This is a genomic window from Streptomyces sp. MP131-18 (genome assembly GCF_001984575.1).
GTDB classification, from domain to species: domain Bacteria; phylum Actinomycetota; class Actinomycetes; order Streptomycetales; family Streptomycetaceae; genus Streptomyces; species Streptomyces johnsoniae.
In genome coordinates this window covers 561,260-572,903 of sequence record NZ_LZNS01000001.1, presented here as the reverse complement: position 1 = coordinate 572,903, position 11,644 = coordinate 561,260, and the positions used below count along the sequence as shown (strand labels likewise).

At 75.6% G+C, this 11,644-nt stretch carries 4 protein-coding genes; 3 read left to right on the top strand and 1 reads right to left on the bottom strand.

What is annotated here, in order from left to right; all coding sequences use genetic code 11:
- From STBA_RS02560 to STBA_RS02550, 3 genes are all read left to right on the top strand, one after another.
- The coding region (locus STBA_RS02560; RefSeq protein WP_171987620.1) for a type I polyketide synthase at positions 1 to 2,817 on the top strand (2,817 nt) is incomplete at its 5' end.
- A gap of 46 nt (positions 2,818 to 2,863) precedes the next feature.
- Entirely contained in the window at positions 2,864 to 9,343 is a 6,480-nt protein-coding gene (locus tag STBA_RS02555; RefSeq protein ID WP_077057667.1) for a type I polyketide synthase, read from the top strand.
- A gap of 71 nt (positions 9,344 to 9,414) precedes the next feature.
- On the top strand, positions 9,415 to 10,587 hold the full coding sequence (locus tag STBA_RS02550) for an acyl-CoA dehydrogenase (protein ID WP_077057666.1): 1,173 nt from the start codon (positions 9,415 to 9,417) through the stop codon (positions 10,585 to 10,587).
- An 84-nt stretch (positions 10,588 to 10,671) separates the two neighbouring features.
- On the opposite strand, the gene STBA_RS02545 is transcribed toward STBA_RS02550, so the two are convergent.
- Complete coding sequence (locus STBA_RS02545) at positions 10,672 to 11,556, bottom strand: NAD(P)-binding domain-containing protein (protein ID WP_077057665.1); 885 nt, start codon at positions 11,554 to 11,556, stop codon at positions 10,672 to 10,674.
- Positions 11,557 to 11,644 lie beyond the last annotated feature (88 nt).

Below are 11,644 nucleotides of genomic sequence, written 5' to 3'. Positions count from 1 at the left end.
GCGCTGAGCAGTCCCGGCGGCATCGAGGCGTTCCCCGTGCTGCGCCGCGACCGGCCCGAGCCGGACTCGCTGATGCAGGCCGTCGCCCGGCTGCACCACCGCGGCGTCGGCTTCGACTGGCCGAGGCTGTTCGCGGGCACCGGCGCCAAAAAGGCCGCCTTGCCCACCTACGCCTTCCAGCGCGACTCCTACTGGCTGCACCAGGACCCGGGCGCGGCGGGCCACGGCCCCGGCAGCACCGGCCACCCGCTGCTTGGCACCGCGGTGACCGCGGCGGGCAGCGGCGAGGTGCTGTTCACGACCCACCTGCCGCCGCACACCCACGGCCGGCTGACCGATCCGGCCCTGCCCGACGCGCCCGTGGTGCCCGCCTCCGCGCTGGCCGAGGCCGTCCTCAGGGCCGCCGGCGAGCTGGGTGCCGGGCCGCTCGAACGGCTGGCCGTGCACGTTCCGCTGCTCCTGCCCGAGCACGGTGCCGCGCAGCTCCAGACCGCGGTCGGCCCGCCCGACGACGCCGGGCGGCGCCCCTTCGCGGTCCACGGCCGGCACGGCGACGGCGAGGCGCCCTGGACGCTGCACGCCGACGGCGTGCTCGGCGCCGCGGAGGAGCCGCCCGCCCCCGCCCCCGCCGCCGGCCGCGGCCGGGAAGCGTCCGCGGAAGCCGCGCTCCCCGAGGAACTGCTGCCCGACGCCGCCGCGTACGGCATCCACCCGGCGCTCCTGGAAGCGGCCGTGCGCACCGCCGCCGGGGCGGCACCGGCCGGTACGGTCCGCGTGCCGGGCGAGTGGCTCGGTGTGCGGCTGCACGCCGCCGGGGCCACCGCGGTGAAGGTCCTGTCCGCCGACGCGGGCGCCGACGCAGGCGCTGACGCCGTCTCCCTGCGGCTGACCGACCCCGCGGGGCGGCCGGTGCTGAGCGTGGACCGGCTCGCGTTCCGCGACGTGCCCGAGGCCCGGTTCGCCGCGGCGGCGGGCGCGGACCGGTCGCTGTACGCGCCGGAGTGGACCGCGCTCGCGCCCGCGCCGCAGGGCGAGGCCGTGCCGTGGGCCGTGCTGGGCACGGCGGACGTCGAGGGCGCCGCGTTCGAGGACATCGCCGGGCTCGCGGCCGCCCTCGCGGCGGGAGCCCCGTTCGGCGCCGCCGTCACCGCCCTCGGAACGGGCCCCGACGCGCCCGCCGAGGCCCTGGACCTGGCCCGCGCCTGGCTCGCGGAGGAACGGGTCACCGGCCTGCCGCTCGTCGTCCTGATCCGCGGCGGCGCGCCCGTCACGCCGCCCCGCCCGGACGGCACCGGCCCCGAGGGCCGGGTGGCCGCCGCGTGGGGACTGCTGCGCGGCGCGCAGGCGGAGGCCCCCGGCCGCTTCGTGCTGATCGACGTCGAGGACGGCCGGGTGCCGGGCGAGCTCCTGTCCGCGGTGCTGGCCTCGGGCGAACCGCAGGCCGCGCTGCTCGACGGCGCCGCCCGCGTACCGCGGCTCGGGCGCGCCGCGGACCCCGGCGGGCCCGGCGGCGCCGCCCCCGAGCCGGCGGTGCGCTTCGACCCCGACGGCACCGTCCTGATCACCGGCGGCGCCGGAACGCAGGCCGCGCTGCTCGCCCGCCACCTGGTGGCCGCGCACGGCGTGCGCCATCTGCTCCTGCTCGACCCGCGCGCCGAAGGCACCTGGCCCGAGCCCGGACTCCTCGAAGAACTGGGCCGGTCCGGCGCCCGCGTCAGGGCCCTCACCTGCGACACCGCGGACCGTTCCGCGCTCGGGGCCGCGCTCGCCGCCGTCACGCCGCCGCTGACCGGCGTCGTCCACACCGCGGGCGCGGAGCAGGAGACGCCGCTGCCACACCTGACAGCCGACCGCCTCGCCGCGGTCCTGCGGTCCGGGGCGGACACCGCGCGGCACCTGCACGAGCTGACCCGCGACTCGAACCCGGCGGCGTTCGTGCTGCTCACCTCCACCGCGGCCGCGACCGGCACCCCGGGCCTGGCCGCCCGCGCCGCGGCCGACGCCGCGCTGGACGGGCTCGCCTTGCACCGGGCCGCGCTCGGCCTGCCCGTGACCTCCCTGGCCCTCGGCCCCCGGGAAGCGGAAGCCCCCGCGCCCCGCGAGGGCTTCCGCCCGCTGACCGAACGGGAGGCCACCGGGCTGTTCGACGCGGCGCTGCGCGCCGGGCCGGCGACGCTCGTCGCCCTCCCCCTCGACCCCGGCGCCATGCGGGCGGGCCGTGGCGTCCCCGCGCTGTTCCGCCGCCTGGTGCGCGCCCCGGCCGGGCCCGCGGCGGCCGGCACCGGCGTCCCGCTGGCCGAACGCCTCGCCGCGCTCCCGGCCGAACAGCGCCACCCGGCCGCCCTGGCCGTCGTCCGGGCGGAAGTGGCCGCGGTCCTCGGCCGCTCCGACCCCGGCGCGATCGAGGCCGACCGCGCCTTCAAGGAACTGGGCTTCGACTCCATGATCGCCGTGGAGCTGCGCAGCCGCCTCGGTGAACGGACCGGCATCAGGCTCCCGGCCACCCTGGCGTTCGACCACCCCTCCGCCCGGACACTGGCCGCGCACCTGGTCACCCTGCTGGCGCCCGACGCCGGGCCGGCGGCGCAGCCCCCCGCGCTCGCCGAGCTGGACCGGCTGGAGGCGGTACTCGCCGCCGGCCCGCAGGACGAAGGGGAACGCGGCGCGATCGTCGTCCGGCTCCAGACCCTGCTGGCCCGGCTGACCGAAACCACCGGCGGCGAAGATGCCCCGGCGCCGGCCGACGGCATCGAATCGGCGTCGGCGGAGGAGATCTTCGCCCTGCTCGACGGCCGGCCCGGCGGGCCGGCCGACTGACCAGGCACGCCTGTACCGACGTTCCCCGAAGGAGAACGAGGCTTCCATGTCAACTGTCTCCCAGGAAGAGAAGCTGCTCGCGTACCTGAGGAAGGCGACCACCGACCTCCAGAAGGCGCGCAGGCGGATCACCGAGCTGGAGTCCGGCAGGGACGAGCCCATCGCGATCGTCGGCATGGCCTGCCGCTATCCCGGCGCCTCGTCCCCCGACGCCCTGTGGCAACTCGTCCTCGAAGAGCGGGACGTCATCACGGACTTCCCCACCGACCGCGGCTGGGACCTGGACAACCTCTACGATCCCGACCCCGACAAGCCGGGCCGGACGTACGTCAGGCAGGGCGGGTTCATCGAGAGCGCGACCCGCTTCGATGCCGCGTTCTTCGGCATCTCCCCGCGCGAGGCCGTGGCGATGGAGCCGCAGCAGCGCGTGCTGCTCGAAACCGCGTGGGAGGCACTGGAGGGCGCGGGCATCGACCCGGCCTCGCTCAAGGGCAGCAGGACCGGCGTGTTCACCGGGCTCGTCGAGCAGAGCTACCTGAGCCTGGAGAACCCGGGCGAGTTCGACGGCTATCTGATGACCAGCATGCTCTCCAGCATGGCCTCGGGGCGCATCTCCTACACCCTGGGCCTGGAAGGCCCCGCGGTGTCCGTGGACACCGCCTGCTCCTCGGCGCTGGTGGCGCTGCACCTGGCGTCCCAGTCGCTGCGCGCCGGGGAGTCCGACCTCGCCCTGGCCGGTGCCTCCTACATCGCCGCGACCCCGCTGGGCCACATCGACTTCTCGCGCCAGCGCGGCCTCGCCGCCGACGGCCGCTGCAAGCCGTTCGCGGCCGGCGCGGACGGCATCGGCTGGTCCGAGGGCGTCGGCCTGCTGGTGGTGGAACGGCTGTCGGACGCGCGGCGCAACGGGCACACGGTGCTGGCCGTCGTGCGCGGCTCGGCCATGAACCAGGACGGCGCGTCGAACGGCCTGACCGCGCCCAACGGCCCCTCGCAGGAGCGGGTGATCCGCCAGGCATGGGCCAACGCCCGGCTGGGCGGCGCGGACGTGGACGCGGTGGAGGCCCACGGCACCGGCACCGCGCTGGGCGACCCGATCGAGGCGCAGGCCCTGCTGAACACCTACGGGCAGGAACGGCCGGAAGACGGCCGCCCGCTGTGGCTCGGCTCGCTGAAGTCCAACATCGGGCACGCGCAGGCCGCCGCCGGCGCCGGCGGCATCATCAAGATGGTGCAGGCCATCCGGCACGGCATCCTGCCCAGGTCGCTGCACGCCGAGGAGCCGACCCCGGAGGTCGACTGGACCTCGGGCCAGGTGGAACTGCTCGCGCAGGCCCGGCCCTGGCCGCGGACCGGCCGCCCCCGCCGGGCCGGGGTCTCGGCGTTCGGCGCCAGCGGCACCAACGCGCACGTCATCCTCGAACAGGCGCCCCCGGCCGCGGAAACCCCGGACGAACGGGCGCCCGCCGACGCCACCGCGCCCCCGGTGCCCTGGGTACTCTCGGCCGGCACGCCCGCCGCGCTGCGCGACCAGGCCCGCAGGCTCCTGGCACACGTCACCGAGCACGAGGACCTGCGGACCGCCGACATCGCCTGGTCCCTGGCCACCACCCGCTCGGCGCTCGGCCACCGCGCGGCCGTCACCGGAGCGGGCCGCGAGGACCTCATCGCCGGGCTGCACGCCCTGGCCGACGGCACGGCCTCCCCGCACCTGGTCCAGGGGAACGCCGCCCAGGCCGGCCGGACGGTGTTCGTCTTCCCGGGGCAGGGCGGCCAGTGGCCCGGCATGGCCCGCGAACTGATGGACACCTCACCCGTGTTCGCCGCACGCATCCGCGCCTGCGGCCAGGCGCTGGCCCCGCACGTGGACTGGTCACTCGAAGACGTGCTCCGGGAGGCCGACGGCGCCCCCTCCCTGGAGCGGGTGGACGTCATCCAGCCCGTCTCGTTCGCGGTCGCCGTCTCGCTGGCCGAGCTGTGGCGCTCCTACGGGGTCGAGCCGACGGCCGTCGTGGGCTCCTCCCAGGGCGAGGTCGCCGCGGCCTGCGTCGCCGGGGGCCTGACCTTGGCGGACGCGGCGCGCGTCGCCGCCGTGCGCAGCCGGGTCACCACCGCCCTGGCGGGCCGCGGCGGCATCGTGTCCGTCGGGCTCTCCCGCGACGAACTCACCGCGCTGCTGCGGCGGTGGGACGGCCGGCTGTCCGTCGCCGTCGTCAACGGCCCGGGCTCGACCGTCGTCTCCGGCGACCACGACGCGCTCGCCGAACTCGTCGAGCACTGCCGCGAACACGGCATCCGCACCCGGCGCTTCTCCGCCGACTACGCCTCGCACTCCGCGCAGGTCGAGGAGATCCGTGACCGCCTCGTCCGGGACCTGACGCCCATCAGGCCCCGGCGGGGCACGGTGCCGTTCTACTCCACGGTCACCGCGGGCCCGCTCGACACCGCGGAGCTGGACGCCGAGTACTGGTACCGCAACCTGCGCCACCCCGTGGAGTTCGAGCGGACGACGCACGTGCTCGCCGAGCACGGCCACCACACCTTCGTCGAGGTCGGCCCGCACCCGGTGCTGGCGCCCGTGCTCCAGGAAAACCCCGAGGCGGCCGTCGTCGTCGGCACGCTGCGCCGTGGCGAGGGCGGTCCCGAACGGTTCCTCGCCTCCCTGGGACGGCTGTGGGCGGGCGGCGGCACGGTGGACTGGTCCACCGCCTTCGGCGGGCACGGCGCGCGCACCGTCCCGCTGCCCACCTACGCCTTCCAGCACGAGCGGTACTGGTACGCCGCGTCCGGCACCGGTGCCGATGTCGGCCGCCACGGACTGGCCCCCGTCGGCCACCCGGTGCTCGGCGCGGCCGTGGCCGTGGCGGGCACCGACCAGACGCTGTTCACCGGCCGGGTCTCGGCCCGCACCAGCACCTGGCTCGGCGGCCACACCGTCCTCGGCACCGCCCTGCTGCCGCACGCGGCGCTCGCCGAACTGGCGGTCCGTGCGGGCGACGAGTTCGGCCTGACCGCCGTGGACGACCTGACGGTCGAGACGCCCCTGGTCCTTCCGGCGCGGCAGGCCGTCCAGCTCCAGCTGCGGGTGGGGCCGCCGGACGACGAGGCCGGGCGCCCGTTCACCGTGCACGCCAGGCCCGACGAGGGCGACGTCACCTGGACCCGCGTCGCCGGTGGCCGGCTCAGCCCGCGCGGCGCCGGGCCCTGGGCCGGGCCGGCCGCCTGGCCGCCGCCCGACGCGCTCAGGCTCCCACCCGCCGAGGTCCGCGCCCGCCTGACGGCCGAAGGGCTGCCGGAAGGGCCCGTGCTCGCCGGGGTCACCGCCGCCTGGCGCAAGGGCGAGGAGGTCTTCGCCGAAGCGCGGCTGCCCGACGAACTCCGCGAGACAGCCGCCGGTTTCGGCATGCACCCGGTGCTGCTGGAGAGCGCCCTGGCCACCGTTCTCCTCACGCTCGATGCCCCGCGGGAGGGCATTGCGCGCCTCGTGCGCCACGGCGGCGGCTTCCGGCTCCACGCCACCGGCGCCACCGCGCTGCGCGTGCACGCGGCCCCGGCCGGCGACGGCGCCGTCTCGGTGACGATGACGGACCCGGAGGGCCGCCCGGTCGCCACGGCGGGGCCGCTGACCTTCCGCGGGGTCACGGCGGAGGAACTCGGCGGCACGGGCGCGCGCCACCACGACGACCTGTTCCACGTCGGCTGGCGGCCGGTCGCCCTGCCCCGGCCCGAAGTCCCGCTGCGCTGGGCGCAGCTGGGCACCAACCGGTTCGCGGCCGAGCACCTGCCGGACGTCGCCGCCGCGCGCAAGGCCGCGGACAGCGGGGAGGCGATGGCGGGCGTGTTCTCCTGGCACGGCCCGGCGCCGGACGGCGACGTCGTCTCCTCGGTGTACGGCGCGACCCACCGTGCCCTCGACCTGGTCAGGGACTGGCTGGCCGACGACCGGCTCGGCACCACGCCGCTGGTGGTCGTCACCCGCGGCGCGGTCGCGGCCGGGGAGGAGGACGTGCGGGACCTGGCCGGCTCGGCCGTCTGGGGTCTGCTGCGCACCGCCCAGTCAGAATCGCCCGGCCGGTTCGTCCTCGTCGACGTCGACGACGAGGAGGCGTCCGCGGCGGCCCTGCCCGCCGTCGTCGCCTCTGGCGAGGCCCAGGCCGCCGTGCGCGGCGGGCGGGTGCTCGTGCCGCGCGCCGACCGCGTCGGGCCGCCCGATGCGAAGACGGCGCCCAGCGGCGCATGGAACCCGCACGGCACCGTCCTGATCACCGGCGGCACCGGAACGCTCGGCGCGCTGTTCGCCCACCACCTCGCCGCGGAACACGGCGTCGAGCACCTGCTGCTGACGAGCCGCAGCGGTCCTGACGCGCCCGGCGCCGACGCGTTGCGCGCCTCCCTCGAAGCGCTCGGCGCCCGGGTCACCGTCGCCGCCTGCGACACCTCCGACCGCGAGGCCCTCGCGGCGCTCCTCGCCGCCGTGCCCGAAGACCTGCCGCTGACCGGCGTGATCCACGCGGCCGGCGTCCTCGACGACGGCCTGATCACCGCCCTCACCCCCGAGCGGCTGAACGCGGTGCTGCGGCCGAAGGTGGACGCCGCCTGGCATCTGCACGATCTGACCCGCGGCCTGGAACTGTCCGCGTTCGTGCTGTTCTCCTCGCTCGCGGGCGTGATCGGCAGCGCGGGCCAGGCCAACTACGCCGCCGCCAACTCCTTCCTCGACGCCCTGGCGCAGCACCGCAGGGCCGCGGGGCTCGCCGCGACCTCCACGGCGTGGGGCCTGTGGGAGCAGCTGAGTGCCATGGCCGCGAACCTCGACCAGACCGACGTCGACCGCATCGTCAGGACCGGCTTCCGGCTGGTGGCGTCCGACCGGGGGCCGCGGACGCTGGACACCGCGCTCGCCCTCGGCCACGCCGCCGTCGTCGGCGTTCCGGTCGACATGGCGACACTGCGGCAGCGGCCCGCCCAGGCGCCGCTGGTGTTCTCCCGGCTGGCCCGCAGCCCGCTGCGCGGCACGGTGCGCGAGAACGGCATGAACGCGGAAACCCTCGCCGCGCTCCTCGCCGGACTGCCGGAGGCGGAGCGCCACCGCACCGTCCTGGACCTGGTGCGCGCCGAGGTCGCCGCCGTCCTGGGCCACCCCGACCCCGCCGGCATCGGGGAGGAACAGCCGTTCGCCGGGCTCGGCTTCGACTCGCTGACCTCCGTCGAACTGCGCAACCGGCTCGGCGGCGTGGTCGGCCGCCGCCTGCCGGCCAGCCTGGTGTTCGACCACCCGACGCCCGGGGAGCTGGCCGCCCACCTGCTCGGCGAGCTGCGGCCCGCGGATGCGGACCAGGACGCCGCGCAGCCCACCGACTACGCGGCCGACATCCGCCTCGCCGACGACATCCGCCCCGCCGACGAGGTCGTCCGCGTGGCCGAGGACCCGGCGGAGGTCCTGCTGACGGGGGCCACCGGCTTCCTGGGCGCGTTCGTCCTGCGCGACCTGCTGCGGACCACGAGCGCCACGGTGCACTGCCTGGTGCGGGCCGCGGACGAGGCCGGGGGCCTTCGCCGGGTCCTGGCCAACCTGGAGTGGTACCGCATCCGGGACGAGGTCGACACCGGCCGGCTGCGCATCGTCGTCGGCGACCTGGCCGAGCCCGGGATCGGCCTCGCGGCGGAACGGTTCGACGCGCTCGCCCGCACGGTCGACGCCGTCTACCACTGCGGCGCCTCGGTCAACTGGATTCATCCGTATCCGACGCTGAAGGCCGCCAACGTCCTGGGCACCGAGGAACTGCTGCGCCTCGCCGCCCGGCACCGCACGGTGCCGCTGCACCACGTCTCGACCACCGGCGTGTTCGCCGGGCCGGTCACCCCGGGTGTTCCCCTGGCGGTGACCGACCCCACGGGCCCGGGCGAGGCGCTGCCGAACGGCTACACCCAGAGCAAGTGGGTCGCCGAGCAGATCGTCGGCCTGGCCCGCGAGCGCGGCCTGCCGGTGAACGTGTACCGCGTCGACCAGGTCGCCGGGGACCTCCGCAACGGCGCCTGCCAGACCCGGGACTTCGTCTGGCTGATGGTCAAGGGCGTCGTGCAGTCCGGCGCCGCGCCGAAGGCACTGCCGGGGCTGTTCCGGCTGATGCCGGTGGACTACGCGAGCGCCGCGCTCGTCGCCGTCTCGCGGCGGGCCGCCTCCGCGGGCGGGACCTTCCACCTCGGCAACGAGAGCCACGTGACGATGGACGACATGGTCGCCGAGCTGCGGTCGTTCGGGTACCGGCCGGCGGAGGTGGACCCCGCCGACTGGATCGACCTCGTCCGGGCGGACCCCGACAACGCCATCGCGCCGCTCCTCGACGCGGTCGAGATGCTCGTCGAGGACAGCGAGTCGTTCTACCCGGCGACCGACACCGCGCGCACGGCGGCGGCACTCGGCGGCAGTGGCATCACCTGCCCCGCCGCGTCCGCCTCTCTCGTGCGCAAGCAGATCCGGTTCTTCGCGGAATCGGGCTGGTTCCCCGCTCCGGAAGGGAGCTGACCACCGGGCGGTGACCGTCCGATGGGTGCCTTTCGCCACACTCGTGTGTGACGTCGAACAGAGGAGACAGTATGGCCGGGACCGAGAGGGAAGCCGCGACTGTTCTGGACGCGGTGCGCGCAATTGTTCCGACGCTCAGGGAGAACGGGAAGGAAGGCGAGGACCAGCGCTGGATCTCGGAGCAGAATCTCGAACTCCTCGAAAAGGCCGACGTTTTCAGGACCGGTGTGCCCAAGCGGTTCGGCGGCCTGGAACTCTCCGTTCCCCAGCACATCGATCTGCTTCTCGAAATATCCAGGGGCTGTGGTTCGACCGGCTGGGTCTGCGAGGGCTTCATCACCGCGGCCTGGATGGTCCGCCTCTTTCCCGAGCGGGCGCAGCAGGAGGTGTACGCCGGCGGCTCGGCCCGCGTCTCCGGCGGCTTCACCCCCTCCGGCACCCTGGTGCCCACCGAGGGCGGCTACCTGCTCAACGGCGCCTGGCGGTTCAACACCGGCTGCCGCGGCGCCGACTGGAACCTGGCCGCCACCAACCTCCACCACCCGGACGGAACGGTCCAGCAGATGCTGACCGTGGTGCCCATCGGCGACATCACCTTCGATGACGACTGGGACACGATGGCCGCGGCGGCCACCGGGAGTTCGACGACGTTCGCGACCGACGTGTTCATCCCGGCGCACCGGGCCATCGACATGGGCGAGGCGTTCGCCGCGGGCGGCGGCGAGCCCACCGGGCCGGGCGAGGGCCGGGACTACGGCCTGATCAGCGTCGTCATGGCCGAGTCGACCTCGACGCTGATCGGCATGGCGCAGGGCGCCTACGACCTGTTCCTCGAACGCGTGCACCGGCCGCTGTCCTACACCGCGTGGCAGGACCAGGCCGAGCATCCGCTGACGCAGATCCAGGTGGCCACCGCCGCCAACCAACTGGCGGCCGCCCGCGCGCTGCTGGCCGCCCAGGCCGGCATCGTGCAGGAGCGCGCCGACGCCGGCGAGCGGCTGACCACGGAGGAACGGGCCACGCTGCGCGGCCAGTGCGGCTTCGCGGTGAAGCTGGCGCGCGAGGCCACCCAGACGCTGTTCGCCGCGAGCGGCGCCTCGGCGATCCAGCGCAGCCTGCCCATCCAGCGTTTCTTCCGCGACGTCCAGGGCTTCTCCATGCACGCCGTGATGACGCCGGACGCCAATCTGGAGGTGTACGGGCGGGTCCTGCTCGGGCTCGACCCGAACACCACGGTGCTCTGAGCGGCCCGGCCGCCGGCCGGGACAGCGATGCGGCCTCCACGCCTTCGCCGGCGTGGAGGCCGCATCGTGTGGGGGGCGGCGGGATCAGGTCCCCGAGTTCTTCAGCACCTCGGCCACCGCGGAGAAGTCGTCGTCGGCGAACCCGTCGGCCACCCGCCGGTCCATCAGCGACTGCATCGGGTCGAGCAGGTCCGTGCTGATGCCCTGGTCCAGGCTGGCCCGGCGGATGTTCCGGTACCCGACCTGCTGCATGCCGAGCGCCGCCACGACGTCCACCTGGTACTCGCCGGTGTCGATCTGCCGGGCGAAGTGGGGGATGATGCCCGTCATCGACGTCAGGTAGGGCACCAGCAGCTCGGCGGAGAAGTCCTGCGCCTTGACCCCCTCCGTGCCCACCACGGCAATGGCGTGCATGGCGCCGCCCAGCAGGCCGTACATCGCGCCGTTCAGGGCCAGGTCGAGCAGCGAGGCCAGGCCCGCGTCGTCCCCGACGAACCGGGCCGCGCCCAGGACTCCGAGCAGTTCCCTGCCCGCCTCGAACGCGGCCTTGCCAGGACCGCTGTACAGGACGAACGCCGACTCGCTCCCGATGATCTGCGGCACCGCCATGATGCCGCCGTCGACGTACTCGCAGCCCAGCTTCCCCGCCCACCCGGCGGTGTCGCGGGCCTGCCGCGGCGTGCCGTTGGTCAGGTTGAACACGGCGCGGCCGCGCAGCGCGCCGCCCACCGGGTCGAGCACCTCGTGCACGGCGTCGTAGTCCAGGAGGCAGACGACCACGACGGGGCTGGCCCGCACGGCCTCCTCGACCGTGGCCGCACGCCTGGCCCCCTTGCCGACCAGCGGGTCCGCCTTGTCCGCCGTCCGGTTCCACACGGTCGTCGAGTGGCCTGCGGCAAGGAAGGCGTCGGCGAGCGCCGCCCCCATGTTGCCGAGTCCGAGTACCGTCACCGCGGTTGTGTCCGCCACTGTTGCATCGTCCTTTCCAGCTGGTCGTTGATGGGGCGGTCGTCGCCCGGGCGCCCGGACCTCGGGCGCCCGGACCTCGGGCGCCCGT

Bases quoted from the DNA above. Each gene is read 5' to 3' on its own strand.
- STBA_RS02555 (WP_077057667.1), top strand. From the start codon at position 2,864: ATGTCAACTGTCTCCCAGGAAGAGAAGCTGCTCGCGTACCTGAGGAAG.
- STBA_RS02550 (WP_077057666.1), top strand. From the start codon at position 9,415: ATGGCCGGGACCGAGAGGGAAGCCGCGACTGTTCTGGACGCGGTGCGC.